The organism is Streptantibioticus silvisoli (assembly GCF_027947535.2).
In the GTDB taxonomy this organism is placed as follows: domain Bacteria; phylum Actinomycetota; class Actinomycetes; order Streptomycetales; family Streptomycetaceae; genus Streptantibioticus_C; species Streptantibioticus_C silvisoli.
Genome location: NZ_JAAGKO020000014.1, coordinates 40,169 through 67,033, shown reverse-complemented (window position 1 = coordinate 67,033; position 26,865 = coordinate 40,169). Strand labels below are relative to the sequence as shown.

Annotated in this window: 27 protein-coding genes; 8 read left to right on the top strand and 19 right to left on the bottom strand. The window is 71.9% G+C overall.

Annotated elements, in window-relative coordinates; all coding sequences use genetic code 11:
* Nucleotides 1-8: 8 nt before the first annotated feature.
* From POF43_RS12305 to POF43_RS12290, 4 genes are read right to left on the bottom strand one after another with little or no spacing between them, the layout of a single operon-like run.
* Entirely contained in the window at nucleotides 9-1,076 is a 1,068-nt protein-coding gene (locus POF43_RS12305) for an HAD-IIIC family phosphatase (RefSeq protein WP_271312216.1), read from the bottom strand.
* Between the two features lie 11 nt (nucleotides 1,077-1,087).
* Nucleotides 1,088-2,209: an acyl-CoA dehydrogenase family protein gene (locus POF43_RS12300; RefSeq protein ID WP_271312215.1), complete on the bottom strand. Its 1,122-nt coding sequence runs from the start codon at nucleotides 2,207-2,209 to the stop codon at nucleotides 1,088-1,090.
* Nucleotides 2,206-2,460: an acyl carrier protein gene (locus POF43_RS12295; protein ID WP_271312214.1), complete on the bottom strand. Its 255-nt coding sequence runs from the start codon at nucleotides 2,458-2,460 to the stop codon at nucleotides 2,206-2,208. The genes POF43_RS12300 and POF43_RS12295 overlap by 4 nt, the downstream gene beginning before the upstream one ends.
* Nucleotides 2,457-3,326 carry a 3-hydroxyacyl-CoA dehydrogenase family protein gene (locus POF43_RS12290; protein WP_271322325.1) on the bottom strand — a complete coding sequence of 290 codons (870 nt, stop codon included), beginning with the start codon at nucleotides 3,324-3,326 and terminating at the stop codon, nucleotides 2,457-2,459. Before POF43_RS12290 ends, POF43_RS12295 begins: the two co-directional genes overlap by 4 nt.
* Before the next feature lie 226 nt (nucleotides 3,327-3,552).
* Here POF43_RS12290 and POF43_RS12285 point away from each other — a divergent pair, with 226 nt between their 5' ends.
* Nucleotides 3,553-4,209 carry an O-methyltransferase gene (locus POF43_RS12285; RefSeq protein WP_271312212.1) on the top strand — a complete coding sequence of 219 codons (657 nt, stop codon included), beginning with the start codon at nucleotides 3,553-3,555 and terminating at the stop codon, nucleotides 4,207-4,209.
* Between the two features lie 255 nt (nucleotides 4,210-4,464).
* On the opposite strand, the gene POF43_RS12280 is transcribed toward POF43_RS12285, so the two are convergent.
* Genes POF43_RS12280 through POF43_RS12265 form a run of 4 tightly spaced genes read right to left on the bottom strand, consistent with a single transcriptional unit; the run spans nucleotide 4,465 to nucleotide 8,828 of the window.
* Nucleotides 4,465-5,526: a TauD/TfdA family dioxygenase gene (locus POF43_RS12280; protein ID WP_271322324.1), complete on the bottom strand. Its 1,062-nt coding sequence runs from the start codon at nucleotides 5,524-5,526 to the stop codon at nucleotides 4,465-4,467.
* Nucleotides 5,527-5,560: 34 nt separating this feature from the next.
* Nucleotides 5,561-6,667 carry a phenazine antibiotic biosynthesis protein gene (locus POF43_RS12275; RefSeq protein WP_271322323.1) on the bottom strand — a complete coding sequence of 369 codons (1,107 nt, stop codon included), beginning with the start codon at nucleotides 6,665-6,667 and terminating at the stop codon, nucleotides 5,561-5,563.
* The gene (locus POF43_RS12270; RefSeq protein WP_271322322.1) at nucleotides 6,664-7,608 is read right to left on the bottom strand and encodes an HpcH/HpaI aldolase/citrate lyase family protein; all 945 of its coding nucleotides are present in this window, start codon (nucleotides 7,606-7,608) and stop codon (nucleotides 6,664-6,666) included. The genes POF43_RS12275 and POF43_RS12270 overlap by 4 nt, the downstream gene beginning before the upstream one ends.
* Complete coding sequence (locus POF43_RS12265; RefSeq protein WP_271322321.1) at nucleotides 7,605-8,828, bottom strand: CaiB/BaiF CoA transferase family protein; 1,224 nt, start codon at nucleotides 8,826-8,828, stop codon at nucleotides 7,605-7,607. Before POF43_RS12265 ends, POF43_RS12270 begins: the two co-directional genes overlap by 4 nt.
* A 353-nt stretch (nucleotides 8,829-9,181) precedes the next feature.
* Here POF43_RS12265 and POF43_RS12260 point away from each other — a divergent pair, with 353 nt between their 5' ends.
* Nucleotides 9,182-10,261, top strand: a complete 1,080-nt coding sequence (locus POF43_RS12260) for a ParB/RepB/Spo0J family partition protein (RefSeq protein ID WP_271322320.1) — start codon at nucleotides 9,182-9,184, stop codon at nucleotides 10,259-10,261.
* A gap of 13 nt (nucleotides 10,262-10,274) precedes the next feature.
* Here the strand turns inward: POF43_RS12260 and POF43_RS12255 are convergent, their stop codons facing one another.
* The 3 genes from POF43_RS12255 to POF43_RS12245 form a co-directional block, all read right to left on the bottom strand.
* Nucleotides 10,275-11,678 carry an MmgE/PrpD family protein gene (locus POF43_RS12255; RefSeq protein ID WP_271322319.1) on the bottom strand — a complete coding sequence of 468 codons (1,404 nt, stop codon included), beginning with the start codon at nucleotides 11,676-11,678 and terminating at the stop codon, nucleotides 10,275-10,277.
* Complete coding sequence (locus tag POF43_RS12250) at nucleotides 11,675-12,499, bottom strand: cyclase family protein (RefSeq protein ID WP_271322318.1); 825 nt, start codon at nucleotides 12,497-12,499, stop codon at nucleotides 11,675-11,677. The genes POF43_RS12255 and POF43_RS12250 overlap by 4 nt, the downstream gene beginning before the upstream one ends.
* A gap of 61 nt (nucleotides 12,500-12,560) precedes the next feature.
* Complete coding sequence (locus POF43_RS12245) at nucleotides 12,561-13,334, bottom strand: thioesterase II family protein (protein WP_271322317.1); 774 nt, start codon at nucleotides 13,332-13,334, stop codon at nucleotides 12,561-12,563.
* Between the two features lie 745 nt (nucleotides 13,335-14,079).
* Between POF43_RS12245 and POF43_RS12240 the strand changes: the two genes are divergently transcribed.
* On the top strand, nucleotides 14,080-14,550 hold the full coding sequence (locus POF43_RS12240) for a nuclear transport factor 2 family protein (protein WP_271322316.1): 471 nt from the start codon (nucleotides 14,080-14,082) through the stop codon (nucleotides 14,548-14,550).
* A gap of 327 nt (nucleotides 14,551-14,877) precedes the next feature.
* Here the strand turns inward: POF43_RS12240 and POF43_RS12235 are convergent, their stop codons facing one another.
* A complete protein-coding gene (locus tag POF43_RS12235; protein ID WP_271322315.1) occupies nucleotides 14,878-17,100 on the bottom strand; it encodes a WD40 repeat domain-containing protein in 2,223 nt (740 codons plus the stop codon).
* Between the two features lie 203 nt (nucleotides 17,101-17,303).
* On the opposite strand from POF43_RS12235, the gene POF43_RS12230 reads away from it, so the two are divergent.
* Together POF43_RS12230 and POF43_RS12225 are read left to right on the top strand one after the other, a co-directional pair.
* A complete protein-coding gene (locus tag POF43_RS12230; protein ID WP_271322314.1) occupies nucleotides 17,304-17,549 on the top strand; it encodes an antitoxin MazE7 in 246 nt (81 codons plus the stop codon).
* Nucleotides 17,550-17,551: 2 nt separating this feature from the next.
* A complete protein-coding gene (locus POF43_RS12225) occupies nucleotides 17,552-17,941 on the top strand; it encodes a toxin Doc (protein WP_271312200.1) in 390 nt (129 codons plus the stop codon).
* 14 nt (nucleotides 17,942-17,955) lie between these two features.
* Here the strand turns inward: POF43_RS12225 and POF43_RS12220 are convergent, their stop codons facing one another.
* Nucleotides 17,956-18,507, bottom strand: a complete 552-nt coding sequence (locus POF43_RS12220; RefSeq protein ID WP_271322313.1) for a hypothetical protein — start codon at nucleotides 18,505-18,507, stop codon at nucleotides 17,956-17,958.
* 740 nt (nucleotides 18,508-19,247) lie between these two features.
* Here POF43_RS12220 and POF43_RS12215 point away from each other — a divergent pair.
* A complete protein-coding gene (locus POF43_RS12215; RefSeq protein WP_271322312.1) occupies nucleotides 19,248-19,538 on the top strand; it encodes a hypothetical protein in 291 nt (96 codons plus the stop codon).
* Between the two features lie 168 nt (nucleotides 19,539-19,706).
* Here POF43_RS12215 and POF43_RS12210 read toward each other — a convergent pair whose 3' ends face one another.
* The 4 genes from POF43_RS12210 to POF43_RS12195 all read right to left on the bottom strand — a co-directional run bounded on the left by POF43_RS12210 (nucleotide 19,707) and on the right by POF43_RS12195 (nucleotide 23,914).
* The gene (locus POF43_RS12210; protein WP_372515972.1) at nucleotides 19,707-20,498 is read right to left on the bottom strand and encodes an AfsR/SARP family transcriptional regulator; all 792 of its coding nucleotides are present in this window, start codon (nucleotides 20,496-20,498) and stop codon (nucleotides 19,707-19,709) included.
* Between the two features lie 634 nt (nucleotides 20,499-21,132).
* Entirely contained in the window at nucleotides 21,133-21,390 is a 258-nt protein-coding gene (locus POF43_RS12205; protein ID WP_271312196.1) for an acyl carrier protein, read from the bottom strand.
* The gene (locus tag POF43_RS12200; RefSeq protein ID WP_282704552.1) at nucleotides 21,387-22,634 is read right to left on the bottom strand and encodes a ketosynthase chain-length factor; all 1,248 of its coding nucleotides are present in this window, start codon (nucleotides 22,632-22,634) and stop codon (nucleotides 21,387-21,389) included. Before POF43_RS12200 ends, POF43_RS12205 begins: the two co-directional genes overlap by 4 nt.
* Nucleotides 22,631-23,914 carry a beta-ketoacyl-[acyl-carrier-protein] synthase family protein gene (locus POF43_RS12195; RefSeq protein ID WP_271325959.1) on the bottom strand — a complete coding sequence of 428 codons (1,284 nt, stop codon included), beginning with the start codon at nucleotides 23,912-23,914 and terminating at the stop codon, nucleotides 22,631-22,633. Before POF43_RS12195 ends, POF43_RS12200 begins: the two co-directional genes overlap by 4 nt.
* 533 nt (nucleotides 23,915-24,447) lie before the next feature.
* Between POF43_RS12195 and POF43_RS12190 the strand changes: the two genes are divergently transcribed.
* Complete coding sequence (locus POF43_RS12190; protein WP_271318905.1) at nucleotides 24,448-24,861, top strand: hypothetical protein; 414 nt, start codon at nucleotides 24,448-24,450, stop codon at nucleotides 24,859-24,861.
* Nucleotides 24,862-24,873: 12 nt separating this feature from the next.
* Here the strand turns inward: POF43_RS12190 and POF43_RS12185 are convergent, their stop codons facing one another.
* Together POF43_RS12185 and POF43_RS12180 are read right to left on the bottom strand one after the other, a co-directional pair.
* The gene (locus tag POF43_RS12185) at nucleotides 24,874-26,226 is read right to left on the bottom strand and encodes a hypothetical protein (RefSeq protein ID WP_282704551.1); all 1,353 of its coding nucleotides are present in this window, start codon (nucleotides 26,224-26,226) and stop codon (nucleotides 24,874-24,876) included.
* A complete protein-coding gene (locus POF43_RS12180; RefSeq protein ID WP_271318013.1) occupies nucleotides 26,226-26,537 on the bottom strand; it encodes a hypothetical protein in 312 nt (103 codons plus the stop codon). Before POF43_RS12180 ends, POF43_RS12185 begins: the two co-directional genes overlap by 1 nt.
* A gap of 194 nt (nucleotides 26,538-26,731) precedes the next feature.
* Here POF43_RS12180 and POF43_RS12175 point away from each other — a divergent pair, with 194 nt between their 5' ends.
* A complete protein-coding gene (locus tag POF43_RS12175; protein WP_271318014.1) occupies nucleotides 26,732-26,857 on the top strand; it encodes a hypothetical protein in 126 nt (41 codons plus the stop codon).
* The last annotated feature ends 8 nt before the right edge of the window (nucleotides 26,858-26,865 follow it).

Here is a 26,865-nt window from a genome sequence, read left to right as displayed (position 1 = left end):
CCCCGGCGTCAGCGGGGCGGTGCGGCGGTCAGGTCGAGCGAGGTCAGGCGCAGTGCGCTCGACGCGGGACGGCCGGCCGGCACGAGGTGCAGGCGCTCGACACCGTCGACGCCCGGCGCCGGCAGACCGGCCGCGCAGGCGCACTCGTGCTCGGTGAATCCCGCGAACCGGTAGGCGATCTCCATCATGCGGTTGCGGTCGGTGCGGCGCAGGTCGGCGACGAGGTGCACGCCGGCGCGGGCGGCCTGGTCGGACAGCCAGTTCAGCAGGGCCGAGCCGGCGCCGAGCGACACGACCCGGCACGAGGTCGCCAGCAGCTTCAGGTGCCAGACCCGCTCGTGCCGGGCCAGCAGGACGATGCCGACGGCGCCGTGCGGACCGAACCGGTCCGCCATCGTCACCACCAGGACCTCGTGGCCGGGATCGGCGAGCAGGCCGCGCAGCGTCGCGTCGTCGTAGTGCACGCCGGTGGCGTTCATCTGGCTGGTGCGCAGGGTCAGTTCCTCCACGCGGGACAGCTCCTGCTCGGTGGCGCGCTCGATGGTCATCTCCAGGTCGAGCGTGCGCAGGAAGCCCTCGTCGGGGCCGGTGAACTCGGCCCGGCTGGCGTCGCGCTCGAACCCGGCGCGGTACATCTGCCGCCGCCGGCGGGAGTCGACAGTGACGACGGCGGGACTGAACTCCGGCCGCCGGACCAGCCCCGCGGCCTCCTCGGCCGGGTAGCACCGCACGTCGGCCAGGTGATGGGCCACCTCGGCACGCTCGACCGGGCTGTCGTCGATGAAGGCGATCGCGGTGTGCGCGAAGTTCAGCCGCTCGGCGATGGCGCGCACCGAGCCCGACTTCGGGCCCCAGCCGATGTGCGGCACCACGAAGTACTCGGCCAGCCCGAACTCCTCCAGCCGCGACCAGGCGTGGTCATGGTCGTTCTTGCTGGCGACGGACTGCAGGACACCCCGTCCGTCGAGGGTGGTGATCACCTCCCGCGCCCACGCGAACGGCCGCACGCCGGCATCCTCGGCCAGGGTGCCGCGCCACAGCGTGTCGTCCAGGTCCCAGATCAGACACTTCACCATCGGCGTCGCGGTCACGGCCGTCCTCTCACAGTGCCCGCCCGGCCCCGCACGTGTTCGGCGAGCAGGAGTTGGCAGATCTCGGTGGTGCCTTCGATGATCTCCATCAGCTTCGCGTCCCGGTACGCGCGGGCCACCACGTGGCCGTCGCACGCGGCGGCGGACGCGAGGAGCTGGACCGCGTGGGAGGCCCCGGCGGCGGCCGCGCGGGAGGCGACGTACTTGGCCTGCACCGCGTCGGTGGCGACCTCGGGCGCGCCCCCGTCCCACGACGCGCTGGCGTGCTCACAGGCGCGGGTGGCGATCTGCTCGCCGACGTACAGCTCGGCGAGCAGCCGGCCGACGAGCTGATGCCCGGCGAGCGGAATGCCGAACTGCTCACGGCCGCCGGTGTGCTCGACGGCCGCCGCCAGGCACGCGCGCAGGATGCCGACACAGCCCCAGGCGACGGACATCCGGCCGTAGGTCAGCGCCGCCGTGACGACCAGCGGGAGCGGCAGTCCGACCCCGCCCAGCACGTGGTCGGCCGGCACGCGGACATGGTCGAGGACCAGGCCGGCGTGCCCGGCCGCACGGCACCCGCTGGGGTGCGGCACCCGCTCGACCCGCACACCCGGCGTGTCCGCGGGCACCACCACGGCGGTGGCGCCGCCCCGGTAGCCGCCGAACACGAGGAGCAGGTCGGCGTAGTGGGCGGCGGTGACCCACACCTTGCGGCCGCGGACCACGACGTCGCCGGACCCGCCGTCGGTGATCGTGGTGGCCATAGCGGCGAGGTCGCTGCCCGCGCCCGGTTCGCTGAACCCGACGGCGGCCAGCTCCCCCGAGGTCAGCCGGCGCAGGAAGTGGTCGCGCTGCCCGGCGGTGCCCAGCCGGCGGATCGCCCACGCGGCCATGCCCTGCGAGGTCATGACGCTGCGCAGCGAACCGCACAGCTCGCCGACCGCGGCGGTCAGCTCGCCGTTGGCCCGGCTGTCCAGTCCCGCTCCACCGTGCTCGACGCCGACCTGGGCGCACAGCACGCCCAGCGCGCCCAGCTCGGCCAGCAGGTCGCGGGGCAGCTCGCCGGCGACGTCCCAGCCCGCCGCGCGGTCGCCCACCCGGTCCGCGACGAGTCCGGCGAGGTCGTCGCTCACTGCTCGGCCTCCCGCAGCCGCAGCACCAGCGCGGTCATGCCGTCGACGGTGCGGAAGTTGTCCAGTGCGAGGTCCGGACCGGCGATCACGATGTCGAAAGTGGACTCCAGGTGCACCACGAGCTCCATGGCGAACATCGACGACACGCCGCCGACGGCGAACAGGTCGGTGTCCCGCGCCCAGGTCTGCCGGGTGCGCTCGGTGAGAAACGCCTGCACCTGCTCGGCCACCGGCTCTGAGGTTGTCGTCACGGTTGTGCCTTCCCGTAGTCGTAGAAGCCGCGGCCCGTCTTACGGCCGAGGTGACCGTCGCGGACCTTGTCGAGCAGCAGCTCGCACGGCGCCGCCCGGTGATCGCCGGTGCGCTCGGCCAGCACCCGCAGCGAGTCGGCCAGGTTGTCCAGGCCGATGAGGTCCGCCGTGCGCAGCGGGCCGGTCCGGTGTCCGAGGCATTCGCGCATCAGGGTGTCCACGGCCTCGGCCGTGGCGGTGCCCTCCTGCACGACGCGGGCCGCGTCGTTGATCATCGGGTGCAGGATCCGGCTGGTCACGAAACCCGGCCCGTCGCCGACCACGACCGGTCTGCGTGCCAGGACGCCGAGCAGCCGGGTGACGGCGGAAAGCGTCGCCTCGCCGGTGCTCGCGCCCCTGACGACCTCGACCGTCGAGATCAGGTACGGCGGGTTCATGAAGTGGGTGCCGATCAACCGGGCCGCGTCCGGCAGGTATCCGGCCAGCTCGTCGATCGGGATCGAGGACGTGTTCGAGACCAGCGCTACCCCGGCGCCGGTCAGTGCGGCGGTCTGCGCGAGCACCTTCGTCTTGAGCGTCAGGTCCTCGGTGACGGCTTCGATCACCACCGTGGCACCGGCCGCCCCGGCGAGCGACCCGGTGACGGTCAGCTCGCCGTACTCACGGTCCGCCGGCAGCGCGTTCATCAGCTGGGCCATGCGCAACTGCGCGGTGACCGCGGCCGGCGCCTGCCGGGCTCTCGCCGCGTCGGCCTCCACCAGCGTGACCGGTACGCCGTGCCCCACCGCGAGCGCGCTGATCCCCAGACCCATTGTGCCCGCACCGAGAACGGCGAGCGAGAAGTCTTCGGCCTCTTCGCGCAACATATGTTTCCTCCCCTGGGAACGCTCGGCCGACGGACCGTCCCGCCCTGTTCTCTTCCCCCACTCTCAGCATGATCCGCGAGCGCGGCGCCCACCCCCCTGAATACCCCCCTATTTCTCCCGGGAAAGTGACACCTGTGCGAGTTCGGGAATCCACCGTTGACACCACCGGGACCATTCGTAGACTGGGCCGCAATCCCCCGCTGCGACATTTCACGAAAGTATCCTCATGGCTCAGCAGATCAATGCGAACCAGGAATTACTCGACTACGTGCGGGCCACCTCCCTGCGTGACGACGAGGTGCTCGCCGGGCTCCGGGCCGAGACAGCGACGGTGCCGGCGGCGCGGGTGATGCAGGTGATGCCCGAGGAGGGCCAGCTGCTCGCGCTGCTCGTCGGCCTCACCGGCGCCCGCGCCGTGCTGGAGATCGGCACTTTCACCGGCTACAGCACGCTGTGCATGGCACGCGCCCTGCCGGCCGACGGACGGCTGGTGACCTGTGACCTCGCGGCGAAGTGGCCCGACATGGGCAGGCCCTTCTGGCAGGAGGCGGGGGTGGCGGACCGGATCGAGGTGCGGGCCGGTGACGCCCGTGCCACGCTCGCGGCGCTGCGCGAGGAGGGCGCCGAGTTCGATTTCGTGTTCATCGACGCCGACAAGTCGGGGTATCTCCACTATTACGAGGAATCGCTGTCCCTGCTGCGCCCGGGCGGGCTGATCGTGGTGGACAACACGTTGTTCTTCGGCCGGGTCGCCGATCCGGCCGTGACGGACATCGACACCGTTGCGGTGCGCGCATTGAACACCCGGCTGCACACCGACGAGCGGGTCGAAATCTGCTTGCTGCCGATGGCGGACGGCATCACGCTCGTCAGAAAGAAGTGAGCAGGCCGATGGCGCGGTTGCGGAAGGTGGCCATGGCGGGGGCGCCGACCCGGCGAATTCGTCGCCGCTCCTCCCTCCCGAACGACCGCGCGGCCACCCATCGGCAGGACCGCTGAGGGCGAGTGCCGCCGACCCCGCCGCGAACGCGACCCGGGCGCCGAGTCCGGGCAGGGCGGCGGCCGGACCGGAGTCGTCCGGGCCGGCCGCCGCTTCGTGGTGTCGGCCTTCCGTCGCGGACGGATGCTCCTGCAGACGTCAGGCGGAGATGACGACCCCGAACGCGTCGGCCTGCCGCCGCTGGAACTCGCCGAACTCCCCGTGCAGTTGCCAGCGCCGAGCCGCGCCGCGCAGCGTGCCGGGTTGCCTGGTGCCCCAGGCCGCCTCGAACTCCGGCGGCAGCAGCCTGCTCGACGGCACCGACCACCACATGCGCAGCAGGTGCCGCCCGGTGTCCGCCTCTTCGCTGTCGAACCTCGTCCGGCCGTGCAGCACCATGTGGTTGTTGATCAGCTGAAGATCACCCGGCTGGAACTCCATGGCGGTGACCAGGTCCGGCCGGGCCGCGATCTCCTCGACCGCCTCCACGGCACGCCGCTGCCGGTCGGTCAGCCGCGGCGCGGCGGGGTTGTCCTGGCTGCGCAGGATCCGGCGGAGGTAGAACCGCGCCGTGGTCCGCCCCTCGTGGCGGCCGAACACCGGGCACAGGAAGAAATCGGGGTGGTGCTCGTCGGGCGAGGCGACGTCGGCGAACGGCAGCGGTTCGTACAGCGCGGGCAGCAGATCGGGGCACACCCACGACATCTCCCGCCGCACCGCTTCGGCGCTCACGACGAGGCTGGTACCGCCGCGGGCGGCGGCTCGCCGGCACAGCAACCCGACGATGTCCGTCGAGTCGATGTGGAACCCGATGTGCTGGTTCGAGCTGTGCACCCGCAGCCGGCCCGCGCGGCCCTCGTCGCGGATGTCGACCATGTGCGCGTCGGAGTTGTTCTGGATGAGCGGCACCCCGAGGTGTATCCCCAGTCCCCAGTAGAGGCGGCGGACCTCCTCCTCGCTCTTGCCGGCGACCGGGATCCCGCGCACCAGCGCGAAACCCGGCTCGTCCTCCATCGACCGCAGGATGCGCCGCAGCTTCGGCCCCACCCTCGGCAACGGGAATTCGGCCGCGCCGGCGGCGAAGTCGGACTTGCCGCTCGCGAGCAGCGTGGCGAACGCCTCGTCGATCTCGGCCGCCTCCGACACGGTCAGTTCGTGCAGCCACGGTTCCTGGTCCGGCCCACGCGACGCTCCGGGGTCCGCGTTCGGCAGAATCGACATCCCTCTTTCGTCCTTTCGGTAGACGTCGGCCGGCTCAGTAGATGCCCTCGATCACCCGCTCGCCGCCGAACTTCTCGACCGGCCGGGGATCGGCCACCGAATCGCCGAACTGCCCTTCCGGGCCGCGAACCCGGATCGCCGAGTCCCGCTCGAGGTTGTTGGGCAGGAACACGCCCTTGCTGACGTGGCTCATCACGACCTGGCCGCGCCGGCCGTGGTCCACGGTCTCCCCCGTCCCGGGATCGACGACCCGGAACATCACGACCGGGGTGTACGGGTCGTAGATCACCTGGTCGCCGGCGCCGGTCCCGGCGCGTTCGGCCGCCCCTTCCAGGATCATGGCGCTGTTGTACCGGCTCACCATGCGCACCTGCGGGAAGTACACCTGCGACAGTTCGAACCGCTCGTCGGCGGTCATGTGCGCGCCGCCCCAGAACACCACGGCCACCTTGGCGTTGATGAGTTCGACGAGGCGGGGACGGCCGGCGCACGCGCGCAGGATCGGCGGGGTGATCACCACCAGGCCGACGTGCTGGGTTTCGAGCACGTGCTCGATCTGGTCCAGCACGTGGTCCACATAGGACTTCACCTGGTCCTGCTCACCGCGGCTGATCAGCTTCTTGACCCAGCGAGGGTCCACGTCGATGGAGAACTTGATGGTGTTCTGCTTCTTCACCACGTCGTCGTACTGGCCGCCGATCTTGTGCGGCCCGGTCGGCGTCGCGATGAGGATGTTGCCGGGTTCCCGCCCGGCGAACACGGGACCGGCGAGCATCCGGTTGATCGAGCTCTCGAACCAGTCGGGCATGAGGATCACGCGTTTGGGCGCGCCGGTGGTCCCGCCGGTCTCGAACACCTTGGGCGCCGGCGGGTGGGGGCCGTAACCGCGCGGGATGAGGTCCTCGACGGGAATCCCCCGCAGCTCGTCGACGACGTTGGGGAACAACGTCAGGTCCTCGTAACCGCGCACGTCACGGATCGGGTCGAAGTCGAGGGTCTTGGCGCGCTCGAGCCAGAACCGCGAGCCGGTCTCGGTGCCGAAGTGCCATTCGAGTGCGGTCCTGAGGTACCCCTCGGGGTCGGTCGGTCGGACCGCCGGGTCCAGCACCGCCCACCGCTTGTCGGCCAGGACGCCGGTCATGTAGAACCTCCGTTGTTCCGGATGTGACCCACCGATTCCCAGGTCCGGGCCCGCTCCGCCGGCCACGCGACGTCCGTGACCAGGTTGAGCGCGGTGGCCAGCTCCAGGACCTGCTTCGCCCGGGCGAGCATGGGCGGGCCGATCATCTTCCCCTGCGACGTGATGCTGATCGACCTGCTCTCCAGCGCTGCGAGGTCCACGGCGGCGCAGATCTCCAGCGCGTCGTCGATCTCGTTCGTGGTCGGGGTGTAGACGTCATGGATGACGGGGATCTGCGCCGGGTGGATCGCCATGCGGCCGAGGAACCCGAGCCGGCGGCCGTGCTTGCTGGTGACCAGCAGCCCGCGCAGATCGCGGGGCTCGGCGTACACGCTCTGGCACGGATTGGGCAGTCCGGCCGCCCGCGCGGCGACGATCACCCGGGCCCGGCTGGTGTCCATGGTCGGTCCCTCGGCGGTGGTGCTGAGGTCGGCCCGCAGATCGGACTCGCCGAGGCCGAGCATCGTCACCTCGGGCGACGCGGTGGCCAGCGCGAACGCGTGTTCCAGCGCGACCGCCGATTCGATGAGCACGTGGATCCTCGCCGGGTGTCCCAGCTCCCGCAGCACCGCGGCGACGCGCCGGACGTCGGCGGGCGAGTCCACTTTGGCCACCCGTACCCCGGCGAGCGCGGGACCCGCGACCGCGCGGACGTCGTCCTCACACAGGCCCGACGACATCGGGTTGACCCGCACGTAGGTGGGCTTCGCGGCGGGCGTGGCCATGGCCTCGGCGACGATCTCGCGGGCCTCGAGCTTGCGCGGGCCCGGGACGGCGTCCTCCAGGTCGAGGATCACCGCGTCGGCCTCGGTGTCGTAGGCGCGCACGATCCGGTCCGGGTGGTGACCGGGCACGTACAGGCAGCTGCGGAACACCCGGTGCCTTGCGTGGTCGTCGGTCATGCTCCGGCCTCCCCGGCCGTCGGGCGGGCGGGCGTGACGGAGCCGCACACGTCCTCGGTGTGAGCGCCGATCGGCGGGCCGGCCCAGTCGATCCGGCCCGGAGTGGCCGACAGACGGAACGGGACCCCGGGCATGCGCACCGAGCCGAGCTCGGCGTCGGGCACGTCCACGGTGAGACCGCGGGCCCGGAACTGCGGATCGGCCAGCACGTCGTCGACCTCGTAGACGGGGGCGACGGCCGCTTCGGCCGCCTCGAAGGCGTCCACGACCTCGTCCCGGCCCCGGGCGGCGATCCACGGCCGGATCGCGTCGTCGATCACCGCACGGTGCTCGGCCCGGCCGACCCCGGTGGCGAACCACGGCTCATCGCCCAGATCGGGGCGGCCCACCAGCCGCACGAGGCGTTCGGCGACCGAGTGCGCCGGGGCGGAGACCGCGACCCAGCGGTCGTCCGCGCAACGGTAGACACCCCGGGGCGCGCTGTTGCTGGACCGGTTGCCGATCCGTTCGGGCTTGAGGCCGAGGTGTTCGTACACGGTGAGTTGGGCTCCCAGTGAGCCGATGAGTGTCTCGGTGATGGCGATGTCCGCGACCTGGCCGGTGCCGATCACGTCGCGGGCGCGCAGTGCGATCAGCACCGCGAGGGCCGCGTGCAGGCCGGCGATGGCGTCGCCGAGCGGGAACGCCGGGAGCGCGGGCGGCCCGCCGGGTTCACCCGACATCGCCGCCAGCCCGCTCATGGCTTCCGCCAGCGTGCCGAAGCCGGGACGGTGGGCGTACGGACCGTCCTGTCCGAAGGCGGTGACCCTGGCCAGCACCAGCCGGGGGTTGACCTCGGCGAGCACCTGCGGCCCCAGGCCCCAGCGTTCCAGGGTGCCCGGCCGGAAGTTCTCGATGAGGGCGTCGGCCCCGGCGGCGAGCCGGCGGAACCGCCGCGCGTCCTCAGGCTCGTGCAGGTCCAGTACCACGCTCTTCTTGTTGCGGCTCAGCACCTTCCACAGCAGCGGGACGTCGTGGTGCGTGTGGCCGAAGCGGCGCAGCGGGTCGCCCGAGGGCTGTTCCACCTTGATGATCTCGGCGCCGAAGTCACCGAGCAGTCTCGCGGCGAACGGTCCCGCGAACAGCGTGGAGGCGTCGATCACGGTGAGCCCGGCCAGTGGCGCCGCGGGAGCGGGCCCGGCCGGCCTGCCGAATTCGGTTCTGCCGCGCGGACTCGTCATGCAGACCCTCCCCTCCCGTCGGTGGATCAGGGCGAAATTACGTAAGTTCGCCGGGAAAGGTCAAGGTCGTGCAGGCCGCATCATTCTCGGGCGCGTTTTCGACTGCGTTTTCCGCGCGGTTGAACACCGGCTTCGGCATAACGGAACATCCGGGCACACGGAGCCGGTTGTCCCCCGGGAGTTCGATTCCACCAGATCGGGTAGTGGCAGCGGCATCACCAATTCTGACTGTTTCGAGTCGCTGGCCCTCGCAGGCGTTGGCGGGTCGCGGTGGCGCAAATAAGCTGGCAACACCGCCACGTCCCCGCAGATCACGCGCGAAACGCCGGCCCTCCGACACGACCAGGAGTCCCATGTCCCAGCACGAGGCGCCCGGCTGGCCGAGCGAAGAACCGCCGGCCTTCGCGGGCTGCGAACCGACTGCCTGGCTGTCGGGACAGCTGGCCGCGAGTACCGTCCGCCGCATCCGCGTCAGCTCACTCAACCTCGATTTCACCTTACGGCAGGACCGGGTGAACATCGAACACGTGCAGATCCTCGCCGGGATCACCGAAGAACTGCCACCGATCGTCGTGCACGATCCATCGGGCCGGGTCCTGGACGGAATTCACCGCGTCCACGCGGCCTTGGCGCAGGGGCGGAGCCATATTTCCGCCATCGTGTACAGCGGTTCGGACGAGGACGCTTTCGCCGTGGCCGTCCGGCTCAACACGGCACACGGGCTGCCGCTCTCGCGCGCGGAGCGAATCGCCGCCGCGCAGCGGATCCTGCGTACCCACCCGCGGTGGTCCAACCGCATGATCGCCGGGGTCACCGGGCTGGCGGAGTCGACCGTCCGGGTGCGGCGCCGCGACCTTCCCGAAGCCGAACCCGGACCCGGGCCCCGCTCCTGCTCCCGGGTCGGCCGCGACGGCCGCGTCCGGCCGGTGAACGCCGCCGAGGGGCGACTGCGGGCCGGCCGGCTGCTCGCCGAGCGCCCGACCGCGTCGGCGCGGGAGATCGCGCGCCAGGCAGGAGTCTCGCCGAACACCGTGCTCGACGTGCGGCGCCGGCTCGCCGAGGGCCGGGAACCGGTGCCGGTCCAGGCCCGAGGCGGCGAGGCCGGTGCGCCGGCGGCCCCTCGCCCGACCGGGCCCGGCGACCTGGAGAAGGTCACCACGGCCGTGCTGGCCGGTCTGATGGCGGATCCCTCGATCCGGCTCAACGACCGCGGGCGGTTCCTGATCCGCTGGATGCGGGCCAACCGGGAGGCGCTCAGCACCCGGTCCGACGTCGCCTGCGCGATCCCCGACCACTGGTTGGTCCCGGTGGCCAAACTGGCCCGGGCGTATTCGCTGTTCTGGCAGGAGCTGGCCCGGGAACTGGAACACCGGTCGGCAAAACCGCCCGTCCGGAGCGCGGACCCGGTCCTCGGACCACCCGGCCTGCCGTAGTTGTCCGGCGGGATCAAAGCGCCGAACGCAGCAGCCCGGTGATCGTCGCCGGCCCGGTGTCCGAAGCCAGCCCGGTCACCAGGGCGGCGAGTTCACCGGCCACCGCGTCGTCCACCGCGCGCCGCGCGTTCATACGGAACTTGGCCGTCAGGTCCGCGGCGGACAACGGATTCTCCGGGCCGCCCAGGTTGTGCCGGACCCGTTCCTCGAGCACGGCGCCGTCGGTGAGCCGCACGGTGAGCACGGCCGGGAACTGGTGCGGGAAGATCCGTGTGCACTCCGGGTCGGCCACCGGGGTCACCCGCGCGGCCAGCGCGAGGCGTACCGGATCGGCCACCGCGGTGTCGGTGAAGTCGGTGTGGGACAGGCCGAGGCCGCCACCGCCGAGCAACGCGGCGGCCACCGTGTACGGCCCGCTGAACGCGCCGTGGTAGCCGGACAGCGGCCGGCGTTTGTTCTCGAGCGGCTCGGCGATGGTGCGCAGCACCGGTTCGGGCACGCCGAGGGTGAGTTCGGTGATGGTGGCGGGGTTGACCCCGCGCCGCCGGATCCGCAACGCGGCCTCCACCCCGGCGTGGGTGAAGTGGTTGCAGGGATAGGGCTTGACGAAGATCCGGTCGCTCTCCCATCGCTCGCCGAGGTCCCGGGTCACCGCTTCGAGGTCGAACCGGTCGCCGCAGAACGCGCGCAGCAGGCCGAACCGGCCCTCCAGCACGGTCGGCGGCCCGGTGATCCCGTTCGCGGCGAGCGCCGCGGCCACCACCCCGGCGTGCGCCGCCCAGCCGCAGTGGATCCGTTTGACCGTGCCGCCGGTCCGGTTGGCCTCGATGACCCCGGACCCCATACTGCACGCGATGCCGATGGCCGAGGTCAGCCGAGCGGCGCTCAGTCCGCGCAACATCCCGGCCGCGACGGCGGCGCCGACCGTGCCGCAGATCGCGGTGGCGTGCTGGCCGCGGTCGAAGAACACCGAGTTCGCGTTCTCCTTGTCGTAGCCGGCCATGCCCAGCCGGCAGGTCACCTCGACCCCGACGGCCACGGCGTCGCAGAAGGCGGGCCCGGACGCGTCGGTCTGCTCCGCGACGGCCAGCGCCGCCGGCACGACCGCGGCCGACGGGTGCAGCACCGAGGGCAGGTGTGTGTCGTCGAAGTCCAGGCAGTGCGCGAGCGTGCCGTTGACCAGTGCGGCCGACGGCGCGGGCATGCGGGCGGCCGAGCCGATCGCGGTGGCCTGCGGCGAACCGCCCCACTCCCCCACGGTGGCCGCGACGACCTCGGCCGGCCGCTGCGAAAGCGCGGCGAGGCAGTTGCCGAGCAGGTCCAGGACCCGGCCGGCGACGTCGCTTCGCCGGGCGGCGGGCAGTCCGTCCTTCGCGACGCGTCCGGCCAGCGCGCCCAGCCGTTCGGCCGGGGTCACGCGCCCACCACGGCGATCGGCCGGATCGGGGAACCGGTGCCACCGACGATGCGCAACGGTGAGACCACGAGGGGAAACTCCGTGAGACCGGACGCGGCGATCTCTTCCAGGTTGAGGTGTTCCATCAGGTAGATGCCGTGCTCGACCAGCAGCAGGCGGTGCACCGGCAGCGTCCGGTGGCCTTCGCCCGGCGGGATCCGCTCGTAGGCCGTCGTGTCGGCGCCGGTGGCCACGATGCCCTGCGCGGCCAGCCATTCGGCCGCGTCCTCGGTCACGCCGGGAACGCCGGTGGCGTGACCCAGGTAGGTCTGCGGGCTCGCGAAGTGGGCTGCCCATCCGGTCCGCACCAGCGCGACGTCGCCGGGGCGGGGCAGGGCGCCGGCGTGCTCGGCGGCCTCCAGCAGGTCCTCCCGCGTGACGCCGTAGCCGGGCTCGAGCACGTCCACCCCGAGCACGGCGGCGACGTCCAGCAGCACCGCCCGCGTGACGAGCGGCGGGATCTGCTCGGCGCCGAGTTCGGTGAACGCACCGCCGCGCTGGGCCTTCTCCGCGTCCACGCCGCCGTGCAGCCTGCCGTCCTGGCTGACGTGCGACAGCGCGTCGATGTGCGTGCCCACGTGCCCGCCGGTGACGATCACCTCGCTGCTGGCCGAGCCGCCGTCCGGCCGGCGCAGGTCCCCGTGCCGGCGCGCCAGCGCCATCCGGAAACCCGGGTGGTTCGGGGAGCAGGGCATGCCGGTGAACAGCGGCTGTCCCAGCTCGATCGTGCGCACGCCCTTGGCCAGCACGGCCAGCAGCGCGCTGGTTCGCGCGTCCGTCATGGATCAACTCCCGGGATCTGCACGGCGGCCGGCCGCGGTCGCACGCCGGCTGCGAGCGTGCTCAGCGGATGGGTTCGGCTCCCTGCCCGCCCAGTCGGCGCGCCAGGAGGTCGATCACTTCTCTGCTGTGGTCGACAAGGTAGAAGTGACCGCCGCCGAACACCTCCAGCTCCGTCGGCCCGGTGGTGTGCTCCGCCCAGGCCCGCGCCTCGTCCAGGGTGACGCGAGGGTCCTCGTCGCCGACGAGCACCGTCACCGGGCAGTCGAGGCGCGTATCGGGATCGTGCCGATAGCGTTCGATGGCGCGATAGTCGCCGCGCACGGCCGGGAGGATCAGGGCGAGCACTTCCGGATCGGTCAGCATGGACTGGTTGGGCCCGCCGAGGCCCTGCAGTTCCGCCACGATCTGCGCGTCGGTGCCCCGGTGCACCTGCTCGTCGCGGTACCGGGAGGGCGCGCGCCGGCCCGAGGCGAACAACCGCACAGGCGCGGGCAGCCCCGCTTCCCGCATCCGCAGCGCCACCTCGTAGGCGAGCACCGCGCCCATGCTGTGGCCGAACAACGCCAGCGGCCGGTCGGCGAGCTGCCGCAGCGCCGCGAAAACGCGGTCCGCGTACTCGGGCACGTTGTCGATGCCCGGTTCGTTCCGCCGGGCTTGGCGGCCTGGATACTGCACGGCCATCACCTCGACGCCGGGACCGAACGCCTTGGCCAGCGGGAAGAAGAAGCTCGCCGAGCCACCGGCGTGCGGCAGGCAGACCAGGCGCACCGCCGCGCTCGGGGCCGGGTTGAACGTCGACACCCAGTTCTGGAAATACGCAGCCGAACCCGTCACGTCGAATTGCCCCTTCGATACGGCGTGTTGTGTTGTTTCGCCGCACCGCGAGACTAGGCCGCGACAGTGGCGGCAGGGCATCCTTCGGTATGGTAGTTCCGGCTCTGTCACCACTGACCGGGAGCGGTCGGGTGATCGCCGCCACGGCCACCCGGCCCGGCGCAGGACGGAAAGCCGCCGTTGCCCGGCTCCGGGACCAGCACCGGGGCGCGGCCGTCGGACCCAACCTGCCGCGGAGGGCGATCGGCCCGTCCGGCCAACGGATCCGGATTCCCCTCGGCACACGGCCGGATGCGTGAACGGCCCCTTGCGTGGTCGACAAGCCACTGGTTTAGTGACAACCGGTTGTCACCCGGCCATCACCGAGCGCACCTCGTCGCCAAGGTCGCGGCGCCGGCGGTGTCCGACTCGGGGGGTCGTCGGCGCCCTGTGCACGTCCGGTGCGCGAAGCCGGACCAACGCGTGCTGGCCGTGACCGGCGACGCGCGCCGGATGGACCCGGTCGGCCGCAAGGTCCTGTCCACCCGGCAAGCACGTCACGCGGCCGGTTGATCAACCGGACCGGGCCGGCGGCCGGAGCGGCGTGGTGGGACGTCGGCAACGCCAGGCCGGCGGCCGATCGCGCAGGCGCGTCGGTGACCGCGAAGTCCTTGCGGGCACGGGACGTCTAGCCGATGGCGCAGGCGTCCCTGGCGCCGGTCCCGGTCCCACCCCGGTAGCCACCTGACAACTTACGGAGACATCCATGTCCCAGCAGGCCAACGAAGCGATGGCCGAACGCCTCATCGACCTGTACAACACCGACGTGCACGCCATGATCGACCAGTGCTACCCGGACGACCTCCGGATCAAGGTCAACGGTGTCCTCGCCATCACCGACCGCGACAAGTTCCACACAGTGGAATCCGAGGTCCTCGGCATCGCGCCCGACCGCCGGGCCGCGATCACCCGGCTGCTGCACACCGGCGACGACACCGTCACCGTCGAAGGCACCTGTACCTTCACCGACACCGAATCCGGCTCGATCCGCCGCACCTATTGGTGCTCGATCTGGACCATCACCGACGACCTCGTCACCGCCGACAGCACCTACCTCGACGCCTCCGTGTGGACCGCGAACGGGTCCGGATCCACGCACTCGCCGGGCGCGGGCCGCACCCGCCACAGCGATTCTCCCGGCCCGACAGCCGCGCCCACCTCTCCTCCGGCCCCTTGAGCGTCTTCACACCCGTCACGTCGCTGTCGCATCAGCTGATCCGTGCTCGGCACGGCGGGGTCACAGTGCGCCGCGCGGCGCGGGCGGCCCGAGGACGTCGGTCGGCTACAGGTCCGGCCGGGAACGGGACGTGCCGGCGCTGCTGCCCGAAGTCCGGCTGCACGGGGACCCGGTGACCGTCAACGAGCGGGGAGAGAGCCGGACCCGCCGCCCCGCCAACGTGCTGCGCCGCGACTGGGCCGCGGCGTTCGCCGGCGCTCACGGCCGCGGACCGGGACGGGTTGTCGGGGAGCACGCCGCCCGGCGGCGCGGCCGGTGCCGCAGGGGTCAGCGCAGCTGGAGGTAGACCCAGCCGCCGTCGGTGTCGAGGTTGGTGTCGTCGTCGGTCGTTCTGGCGTAGGAGACCCGTATGCGCAAGCTCGTCGGGCCGCTCCAGCTTCCGGTGCCCAGGGTGAACCGGTGGGTGCTGGACGCGGACAGCTCCGCGGCGGAGGTGCCGGACACCATGAGCCAGGCGCCCTGCTCCCACTCCTGCACGGTGCAGGACACCTGCTCGCCGGGCTTGGCGGGGGTGACCGCGGCCGTGAGGCCGATGGGGGAGCCGACATGGTAGAGACGGTAGGTGTGGCCGTTGATCGTGGTCGCGCCGTAGGAGCCGGTCAGGGTCTCGGTGATGCCGACGTACACGGGGGCGTTGCGGTCGGCGGTGGCCGGTGCGTAGCGGTAGTCGCCGGGGAACCGGGCGCTGAAGGTGGAGCTGTGCGGCAGGTGGTAGCGGACGGTGAGGTCGCCGTGCGCGTCGACGGTGCCGGAGTGGATCAAGGTGGTGGCGCCGCCGTAGGGGTGGGCGTAGATCTCGACGGAGCGGCCGTTGTACGTGGTGCCCAGGTGTGCGGTGACCGTGGCCGTGGAGCCGTTGGCGTAGCTGGAGCGGTCGGTGGTGATCGACAGCTGCGGCGTGAGGCGGGAGACCTGGACGGTCGCCGTTCCGGCGGCCGGGTTCCGGCCGGCGTCGCCGGCGAAGGAGGCGGTGTAGGTGGTCGGTCCGCCGGTCGGCACGGTGTCGGTCACGCTGAACGTGCCGTCCACGCCGACCTTCGCGTCGGGCAGGGGGTAGCCGTCGGGGTGGGCGAGGTTGGTCTTGATGACGTGCACGACGCTGCCGGCCGCGTAGGGCGGGTGGTCGAGGGTGCCGGTGAGGTGGACCGCGGCGCCGCGTGCGGCGGTCCGGGGTGCGGTGAGCGTGACGCGGGGCGTGGACGGGCCGACCGTGACGGTGTCCTGCCCGGTGGAGCCGGTGTGCGCCGGGTCGCCGTCGTAGGTGACGGCGTACTGCCAGGCGCCGGGCAGCGGGACGTCGTCGCTGAGGGTGAACGCCAGGCAGTGAAAGCCGTTGTCGTCCTCGGAGCCGGTCGCGGTGAGGGCGGGCAGGGTGGTGCCCGGGTCACCGGGGCCCGTCCGGACGACGTGGACGCTCTCGCCGACGCCGAAGGCGTTGACACCGCAGACGGAGACGGGGAGCGTGATGGCCCGGTCGGTGGCCGGGGCGGTGGCGGGAGCACCGAACGACACGTAGGTGTCGCCGAGTTCGGGACCGTCGAGGGTCTCCAGGTGCGGCCCGCCGTCGTCGTAGAAGCGGTAGACCGCGCTGTCGTCCGGTGCCCAGGCCAGGGCCGTCGTCCCCTGGCCCGGGTAGCGGCGCAGTTCTTCCGGGGTGACCGGGCCCGCGGTGTGGACGGCGGTGTCGTCGGCGGTGTAGGCGAGCGTCCCGTCGGCGGCGAGGGCGAACCTGCTGTCGTCCCCGGCGGGAAAGGTGGGGTAGTACCTGCCGTCCCTGCTCAGGTCGCTCAGGTCGAGCACGCCGTCGCCGGCGGAGAACACGTGCTTACCGTCCGGGGCGATCTCCAGCGGGCCCGGGTCGCCGGGCGCCGAGGCGGTGAGCCGGGGAACGCCCGTGCTGATGTCGTAGACGGCCGCCTCCGGGGAGCCGTCGGGCGCGGCGGAGGTCACGAGGGTGCCGGGGGCGGCGGGCGAGGTCTGCGGATCCTGCGCGCCGGCCACCGGGGTCAGGACGGCCGGTGACGCGGTGCCACCGGGGGCGGGGTCGAGCGAACCGATGCCGCCGCCGTCCGCCCCCGTGTAGGTGAACCACACCCGGCCGCCCGACACCGCGACCGCGGTGGGCGCCGTGCCGGTGCCGGTGGCGTACAGCGCGGTCCGGGTCAGCGTGGCGGTGTCGACCGCGGCGATCCGGCCGTCGTCGCCGCGCGCCACGTAGACGGTCGAGCCGTCTGCGGACAGTGCGATGCCGCCGGTGCCGGGTTCGGGGAGCGTGGCCAGTTCGGCGCCGGTCAGGTCGGTGACCAGCAGGTCGCCGTCCTGCCGCAGGAAGAGGTGGCCGGCGGCGTCGTCCACCAGGGCCTGTGTGACGGACGTTCCGGGCAGTGCCGTGCTGTCGGCGGCACTGGCCTGCGCGGTCGGCAGGCCGGCTGTGACGATGCCGGCGACGAGTGTGACCGCGCTCGCGAGCGCGGCCCGGCGGATGGCCATGGGTCCCCCTGGATGCGGACGCGTGGCGCCCGTCTCCCCCGGACCGCCCGCGGCTCCCCAGCCGCTCACGCGTGACTGCGCGGACCTTAACACGTGCGATATGGGACGTTGTTGCCTGCGCGCAGACGAACGGGGGGCTCCGCCCACCGGCGGACCGCCCTCCAGGTATTCACGAAGGTACCCGTTCGTGCATACTGGGGGGCATGGCTGACACCACCGTGAAGGTTGACTCCGAGACGCGTGACCGACTGGCCGCCCTGGCCGAGGCGAACGGGCAGAGCCTGCGCGCCTACCTGGCCACCCTTGCCATGGAGGAGCAGAACCAGCTGCGGCTCCGGCACGCCACCACGTACTTCCGTGACGCGGTCGGCCGGCCGGGCCTGGCCGACGCGTTCGCCGAGGCGTTCCCCGACGACGCGCCGGCCGGTACCGGGCGGACGGCGGCCTGACCGTGGAACTGCACGTCGACGTCCGCTGGCTGCTCGACCGCCAGGAGGACCTCCTCGGCAACCAGCTCGGCGTCCGGGACTACAGCGGGCTGGTCGCCGCCGTGGCGCGGCACCGGGTGAACACCCCGAAGCTCGGCGACGAGCCCGACGCGTACTGGCGCGCCGCAGCCCTCCTGGAGCAGCTGGTCCTGCTGCGCCCCCTGCCGGCGCGGAACGCGTACTACGCGTACGGCGTGGCGGTCGCCTACATCCGGGCCTGCGGACAGGAGATCGACGGTGACTTCGAACCCTGGCGAGGGCTGATCACCGACATCCGCACGCTGAGCCTGACGGTCTACGACGTGGCGGAACGGCTGCGCAAGATGATCCCCGGTCCGGCGACGGGCCCGTAGGCGCCCCCGGCGGGTCAGGAGACCGAGAAGGGACCCGTGGTGGCCGTGCAGTGGATCTGGCCGGCGGCCTGGGTGTAGCAGCCGGCGCCGGGGGTGGCGGTCGTGTTCGGCGGGGCGAAGAACAGCACGTTGTTGTTGATGCCCCAGGCCGGCCCGGTGTACAGCACGACCGTGCCGGTGGTCGAGTTGGTGTAGGCCGTGTCGTCGTACGAGCTGCCCGGGTAGTAGGCGATGCTCTGGCCCCAGACGTACACCGCGCTGGCGCCCTGCATGCGCAGGGAGAGGTCACAGCTGGCCACGCCGGTCCAGGACGCGCCGTGCAGCGGGGGGTTGGGGGCGCCGATGCCGGTGGGCGTGTAGACCCGGCAGGTGTACACGTGGCCGGTGGTGTTGTCGGTGAACGTCGTGACGGCCGTGCCCGGCGGGTCGTCGGCCGGTGTCACGTGCTGGGGAGCCGCCTGCCGGGGAGCCGCCTCGGAGACCCCGGCGGTGCCCGCCAAGAGCATGGCGGCGGCGCCGAGCACGGCGGCGGAACTGATGATCCTACGGCGGAGCGAACGCTGCATGGCGCGGATTCTCCTTCGGCAGGGACGACTGACCAGCCTGTGGACCGTTCCCAGGGGCTCTTGGATCGATCCAACGGCCCTCGGCGCAGCATCCTGCTTCCGCTGCTGCGGGAGTGTCAAAGGTGCCCCGCTCGGCAACCGCTGGTATCGGCCATCCCCCTGGCCCGCAGCCAGGCGCATGGGCGTCGCGGTGGCGTCGGTCGCCCATCCGGGCTCGTCCGCCACGGCGGGTGCCACGGCGCGTGCCCCGGAAGCGGACGGCGTGCCGTCGGCGTCGGGACGCCGGCCGTGCGGCCGCGGTCGTGCAGGCCGCCGGCCGCCGGTTCGGCGATGCCGGGGGACCCGTCGTGTCAGGGGGGGTGAACGGCGGCCCGCGAGCAATGCCCTCCGCAGCGGCGTCACTCGCACCGGCCACCCCGGTCCGCTTGACCGTGGCGGAGTCCTCCCTGAGCCCGCGGACCGCGTCCGCCAGGACCCGGCGCCGGCGCAGGTCCACCCCCGGTCGCATGCGCCGGTGCACGCCCGCGCGGCCGGCGCGGGTCGTCGTGATCAGCCCCGCCGCGCGTAGCGCCGCGGGCTTGCGCGGGCCCCAGCAGGCTGTTCGAGGACTGCGTCGCCGCGTCGCGGTCGCGACCGCAGGACCTGATCGGCCCGGCGTCCGGGGCTGACGCGTGGCGCGGTGTCCGCCGGACGCGTTGCTGCCTCGTTGGGATCACTGCTTCCCTGCGGTAGAAGGGCCGTTGCGCCGTCAGAACGGACTGGGTGAGGATTTGCGCAAGCTGTGGGCCGGTTACGCGGTCAGTGCCGCGGGCAGCGCGGTCGGCTCGGGGGCGCTGCCGTTGATCGCGCTGCCGACCCTGCACGCCTCGACGTTCCGGGTGTCGCTCCTGGCGGGGCTGTCGGCGGTCGCCAGTGCGGCGATCGCGCTGCCGCTCGGTGTGCGGGTCGGGTACCGCCACAAGCGTCCGGTGATGATGACCGCGGAGCCGGCGGCCGTCACTCCCGGGCCCGAGGCGGCGGCACGGGACTGACGTCGGCGCCGCGTTCCGCCCCATTGAGCCAGACTCCGTTCTCGCGGACGGAGCCGGTGCGGGCATGCGACACCCGCACGAGAACCTCCGGCGTAACACCCGCACGGGGGTGCCCGTCGTGGCACCCCTTTCGGTGACCGCAGACCGGCGCAATACCCGCACCGGTGGTCAGGAGACGGCGATCAGTCTGCCGGGGGTGGCTGCTGTGCCGGTGGGTTCGCTGTCGAGGGCGGGGTCGCAGACGAGTAGCGCGAGGTGCAGGTCGCGCAGGCGTGAGGAGGGGTCCAGGCCGAGTTCGTTGATGAGTGCGGCGCGAAGGCGCTGGTAGACGCCGAGGGCTTGTGCTGTGCGGCCCGAGCGGTGCAGGGCGAGCATCAGGTGGGCGTGGAGGTTTTCGTTGAGGGGAAACTCCACGACGAGTGAGGACAGTTCGCCGATGGCCTGGTGGTGGCGGCCCAGGCGCAGGTCGGCTTCGATGCGTTGTTCCAGGGCCACCAGGCGGCTCTCGCGCAGCCGTACCGTTTCGGCCTCCAGCAGTGGGCCGGGGGCGATGTCGACCAGGACGTCGTCGCGCCACAGGGCGAGTGCCTCGCTGAGGGTGTCGGCGGCCTTCTCGTTCTCCCCGCGGGCCAGGGCCTGCCGGCCCTGGACGCACAGCTGGTCGAAGCGGCGCAGGTCCATCGCGTCGCCGGACAGGTGGAGGCGGTATCCGCCGGGCCAGGTCGACAGCACCCGCTTGGCCTCCACCATCCCGCCGGGCAGGACCTTCGCCAGGAGCTTCCGCAGCAGCAGGATGTACGTCTGCAGGGTCGTGGCCGCGCTCGGCGGCGGCTGTTCGCCCCACAGCTCCCTCATCAGCGCCGGGGTGGAGACCACGTGGTTGGCGTGGAGCACCAACAGGGCCAGCACCTTCCGCGGCTTGGGAGCCGTGGGAACGGTCGAGCGGCCGTTGACTTTCACATCGAGCGTCCCAAGAACCCTGGCTATCACTACGCCCCCTGAATCGGATAATCCGTCGGCCACAGTCGCCGAATTCCCAAGTTGAGCACGATCGCGAAATGATTCAGCACGCCCGAGAACGGGACACCAACTCACGAATATATTTACCCCGCACACATATTCGGGGGGAATTTGTTTTCGGCGTTCCGTGTTCACGCCATTTCATACCCCGGAAGCACCGGGCCGAACCCGAAGATAGCACGTTTTTTTGATTTCAAGACCCCCTGAGCACTCGTCACGCGATATCACACACGGTAGTCAATTCCCGGCCGCGAACAACACCCCTACGACACCCCAGCACCCGCACACCGACCACCCGACGACAAGCCGGCCGGCCTCTCCCGGGCACACCGGCGACCCGACGACAGCCCGGTAACGGGCAACCACCGGGGCGCCGGTGGTGGGGGCGCCGGGCGATCACCGGTACGCAGGCGGTCCGGCTGCGGCCCCACCCACGAACCGCCTGCGGATCACACGCGCTCGCGTGCGGAGCGACTGCAGACCGCCTGCCTACGGACCGCGGGACCGCACCCGACCGCGCGGGGCCGGTTCCGCCAGCGGTTCCGCCGCCGGTCCCGGCCCCGCAGGGGTCCGTTCAGACCCCGGCCGCCAATGACGTGTTGACCGCTTCCAGGAACCTGCGGGGGGTGTCGGCCTCGGCCAGCGTCTCGTCGCCGAGGTCGATGCCGTAGGTGCGCTGGACGCGGCCCGCGGTCTCCAGCAGGGCCAGCGAGTCGTAGCCCAGATCGGCGAAGGGCGTATCGCCGATCTCACCGCCGAGGTCGACGGCCTCGTCCTCCCCGGCGCTGGCGCGCAGGATCTCCACGAACTCCTCCATGGTCAGTTGCTTCACGGTGTGGTCCCCTCCTGGATGGCTCCCGCGCCGCGGAGCACCACGGCGCTGTTGAACCCGCCCTGGCCCCGGGCCAGAACGAGTGCGGTACGTACCTGGTGCGGCCGGGCCCGCCCGGTGACCAGGTCGATACGGTGACCGGCCGCGGCAGCCGCGACCGGTCCGGCCGGCGGCAGCAGCCCGTCGCGCATGGCCAGCAGCGCGGTGACCACGTCCAGCGGCCCACTGCCCGCCCCCAGCCGCCCGGTCATCGCCTTGGGCGCGCAGACCGGCACACCGCCGTCCCCGAACAGCCCGCGGATCACCTCGGCCTCCTGCGCGTCCGCCACCGGCGAACCGGCCGCATCGGCGAAAACCGCGTCCACCTGCCCGGGGGTGATCCCGGCGTCGTCCAGGGCGAGTTCGGCGGCCCGGCGCAACGCCGGCGGGCGGCCGCTGCCCGGCGGCGGATCGAACGTGGCGGCGTGCCCGGCGACCGTCCCGTACCCGGTAACGCCCCGGGCCGCGGCACGGTCCGCGTCCTCCATCACCACGATCGCACCGCCCTCACCCGGCAGATGACCGCGCGCACCGGCCGCGAACGGCAGGTACCCGGCGCCAGGATCCGCCGCGGTACTGACCTGACCGGTCGCCAGGTGAGCAACCCAGCCCCACGGACACAACGTGCTCTCCACCGCACCGCTGACCATCGCCGCAGTGCCGTTTCGGATCATCCGCCGCGCCTGGCCCAGCGCGTCCAGCCCGCCGGCCCCGTCGGAGACCAGCACCCCGCACGGACCACGCATACCGTTGCGGATCGAGATCTGCCCGGTATTGACGGCGTAGAACCAGGCGAACGACTGATACGCGCTGACGTGCTGCGGGCCCTTCGCCCACAAGTTCTGCAACTCGCGCTGCCCGAACTCGTAACCCCCGGCCGCACTGGAGGTGACCACCCCCACGTCATAACCATCGTCCGCCCGCACCAGCCCCGCCTCGGCCAGCGCCCAGTCCGCCGCCACCAGCGCCATCCGCGTCACCCGGTCCGTCTGCGGCAGCAACCGCCCCGGCAGACAACCCGCCGGATCGAACTCCTCATCCCGCACCTCACCGGCCAGCACCGCCGGATAACCCCCCGGATCGAACCGCGTCACCCGCCGGATACCACTGACCCCACCCAACGCGGCCGCCCAGAACTCCTCCGTACCAACCCCGTTCGGCGCCACCACCCCCAGCCCCGTCACCACCACCTCAGGAGTCCTCATGCCGTCCTCCCCCCGGGCCGGGTGAGCACCATCGCGCTCTGGAAGCCGCCGAACCCGCTGCCCACGCTGAGTACCGCGTCCACCTGCTTGTGGCGGGCGACCAGGGGGATGTAGTCGAGGTCGCAGTCGGGATCGGGTTCGTTGAGGTTGGCGGTCGGCGGCAGCACGCCGTGCTGGATCGCCAGCGCGCAGCAGGCGATCTCCAGCGCCCCGATCGCCCCCAGCGAGTGGCCGATCATCGACTTGATCGAACTCATCGGCACCGCGTACGCGTGCTCGCCCAGCGCCCGCTTGACCGCCGCCGTCTCGTGCCGGTCGTTCTGCTTCGTGCCCGAGCCGTGCGCGTTGACGTACCCGATATCGGCCGGCACGGTCCCGGCCTGCGCCATCGCCGCCCCGATCGCCTCGGCCATCTCCGCGCCATCGGCCCGCAACCCCGTCATGTGGTACGCGTTGCCGCGGTTGGCGTACCCGGCGATCTCCGCGTACACGAACGCCCCGCGCCGCCGTGCCGCCGTGTACTCCTCCAGCACCAGAACCGCCGCACCCTCGCCCAGCACGAACCCGTTACGGGTCCGGTCGAACGGCCGGGAAGCATGCTCGGGATCGTCATTACGCGGCGTCGTCGCCTTGATCGCGTCGAAGCACGCCACCGTGATCGGCGAGATCGGCGCCTCCGTCCCCCCGGCCACCACCGCATCCACCCGGCCCTCACGAACCAACTCCGCCGCATACCCGAGCGCGTCCAGGCCCGAGGTACAGCCATCGGAGACCACCGTGACCGGGCCCTGCGCCCCCACCGCCCAGGCAACCTCCGCCGCCAGCGAACTCGGCACGAACTGCCCGTACAGATGAGGCGAGGTGTACGCGTGATCGACCAGCCACTCCCGGCCCCGGTCACTCACGACCGCGTACTCGCGCTCCAGACTCATCGAGCACCCCACCGCACTCCCGATCACCACCCCCACCCGATCCTCGGCGATCCCGGCATCCACCAACCCGCAATCGCCCACCGCTTCCCGCGCCGCGACGACCGCCATCTGTGCCGCCCGATCCATGCGCCGTACCTCACGCAGCGACAGCCCGTGATCAACCGGATCGAAATCAGCCTCTGCCGCAACACGCGAACGATACCCACTCGCATCGAAAAGCGTTATCTCCCGCACCGCCGGCCGACCCGAAGAAACAAGCTCCCAAAACGCTTTCGCATCACTCCCTCCCGGAGCCACCACCCCTATACCCGTTATCACAACCCTCCGCACCACCCCACCCCCAATCATCCGACACCGAAATTAACCAATCACCGATCCCTATAAACCGGCACACCCGAGACTCCCGGCACCACCTAGAGAACACCTCGAAAACCACTGGAGACAAACGGAACCCCCACCCACAAAACAAACCACAACCCCGGCGCCGCCCCCAACAAAAACCACCAGGCGTAAACCCCCACCACCCCGGCCCAGCACCCCGCCACCGACCCTGACCCCGACACCCGCACGGCCCGTCCCCGACACCCGCCCGGCCCCGGTACCCGCACGGGGGATGACGCCGCCCGCTAAGAGCCCACCGGGCCCGCGCACTCAACCGAGGACTCATCGACTCACCGGCACCCACGAGGCCGCGCCGGCGAGGCACGTGGTTCTCGACCGAGGCGAGTCGTCTCATGCGGTGCTCCCAACGCCCGAAGTAGCGTCAGGCGCCCTTGGCCAGGCGCCCGTTGACGTCTCCTGCGTGCTGCGTCGGCCCGGCGACCGGCGTGCGCCCTCGACTCGGTGGGGTTCGGGGAGCAGCAGGCTCTAGGGTGACGGGCATGCTGAAGCTGAGGCGGCCGGTGGTCTTGGGGGTTGCAGTGCTGGTGATCGCGGCGGCGGGGTACGGGGGGTATTACGTGTCGCCGTACGGGCGGCACGACCGGGAGGCAGCTTCCTACGAGCAGCAGTTCCGGCAGCGGGTGGTGTCGCTGGGCGGGGTGACGGTCGTCCACTCCGGCCATCAGGTGAGCGACAACCAGTGGGGCGAGGGTGGGGAGTGTTCGCTGATCGCGACGCTGGAGATACGCACCGGCCTGTCCGAGCAGGCCTTCACGGCGCGGTTGCGGAAGGTACTGGCGGCGCATCCGGATGAGTACGTGCATGAGGACGTCGCGGCGGTGGGTGGTGGGGCGTTGCGGGTCCAGGCTGCCACGCTCATCGATGGTGGCAGCCTGGATCTGCGCTGCGGCTGAGCCCGTCGACGGTCAGCCGACCGGTGGGGTCGGTGCCGGTCCGGGGGCGGGCGAGGGGATTCCGGGGACGGCGGGACCGGTTCCGGTGCCGGTGGTGGTGACGCCGGGCGGGGTGTAGAGCGGGGAGAGGTCGAAGCTGGTGCCCGCGGGCGTTTGGGCGGCGATCTCGTTGAGCGCCTGCTGACGCTGCGAGTTGGTGAGGGCGGCCCACGCGCCGGCGTCGTGCAGGCGGGGCTGGAGGGTCTCCCAGTGTTCGGCGCGGGGGCGGATGGCGCCACCGCGGACGGCGGTGTCGTCGCCGTACCGGGCGTTGGCGTCACGCATCTGCGGGTCATCGGCCGCGTAGAGCAGGAACAGCTGCTTGTCGGTGACGGCGCCGTGCTGGTCGGACTTCATCTGCCGCAGGTAGTGGGCGCTGAGCCGGATGTCCTCGCCGGGATTCTGCTCGATGTACTTCGTCAGTCGGGCGTCGTCGAGGTCGTCGAGGTAGGTGCCGTCGACGGTGAACGCGGCCCGGTCGCGGGCGATGACCTGCCGGGCGGTGGGGATCTTCATGTGGGTGATGCCCAGGGACTTGTCCGGTTTGACGGTCTGTTCCAGGGCCCAGTCGAAGAGGTGGCCGGCGAGGGCTTGGGGTCCACCGAGGCCGGGGTCGCTGTTCTGGTACCACTGCTGTTCCTGCCAGACGATCGACATCAGCAGTTGCTGGCTGATGCCGGTCTCCTGCGAGGCCTGGCGGACCGCGTCGAGCTGGGTGGCGGAGATGTTCAACGGGTGCAGACCGTCCGGTCCCTGGTTCAGGCGCAGGGCGATGCCCAGCGGGCTGTCCGCCTCGTGGGCCAGGGCCTGGGCGACCAGGTCCGGGGAGGTGATGGTCGTCAGGGCGGTGATGGTGCGCATCTCGTCGGCGGCCGTGCTGTCCGCGCGGGTCGCCGCGGCCAACGCGTCGGCGATCAGGCCGGCGGCATGGGTGACCTGGTCGTGGACCGCGTCTTGATCGTGGCCACTGGCGTGGCCGGTGACCTCGCCGTCGCCGGCCACGGTCAGGCCGTGGGCGGCGGCGTGGTCCAGCGCCGCGTGCAGCGTTCGCTGGGCGTCGCTGACGGCGTCGGCGAGGGTGTCGTAGGTCTTGGCCAGGCCGTGCAAGGCGTCGCCGGCCGCCTCGTAGTCACCGGCGTGCTGAACGAACCGGGCGCGGGCGGCGCGGCCGGCGTCGCTGACCCAGCACATCTTCAGCGTGGCGGCGACATCGTCGCGCGCGTAGGAGGCCACCGCCCGGCAGTGCTTCGCCGCCGCGATGGCATCGTCGGCCGCGTCCCGCCACGCCTGCGGCTTCGCGTCCCGCAGATCCTCGACGCTGAGCATCAGGCGCCCTCCAGCCACGTCGCCTGCCGGCGCATCCCGTCGACGACATCCCCGTCGGTGCTGACGAAGTCGTCCATGGCCCGCGTCAGTTCCGCAGCCGCCGTATCGGTCTGCTCGCCGAGGGTGTGCAGGCACGACTGCCACGCCTGCACACACGCGTCGCTCGCTGCCCCGGAGGCGAACCCCGGATGCGCCCGCCCGGCCGCTGCGGCGTTCGTCATCTGCTCGCGGTGCGCAGTGCCGGCCTTGTCCTCGCCGAACTTCACCGCCGCGCCGCGTATCGCCACCGGCTCCACATACACGTCGTCCACCAGCTACCCCCCGTGCCTCGCGACGGCACCCTGCCGCCCACCGCGAAATACCCGGCCCCAACGACCCGAACCGGCCGTGGCCGGTCAAACCGTGGGCCTGGTCGAAGAAGCCGCGCGGGATGGATGCGGTGAGCGGAAGGCCGAGGGTTGCTGTTCCAGTGGCCCGACGGCCGGAATCCGCAGCCAAGGGATCGATGACACGGATGCTGGGCCTGCGACGCAACGTCCTGGGCCCTGCCCCGCTCTGCCTGCGGGGCGCCGTCGACGCGGAGGGAGTACCGGCGAAATCGGTGGCCAGGCAGATCGAACTGCCGCCCTGACCGGCAGC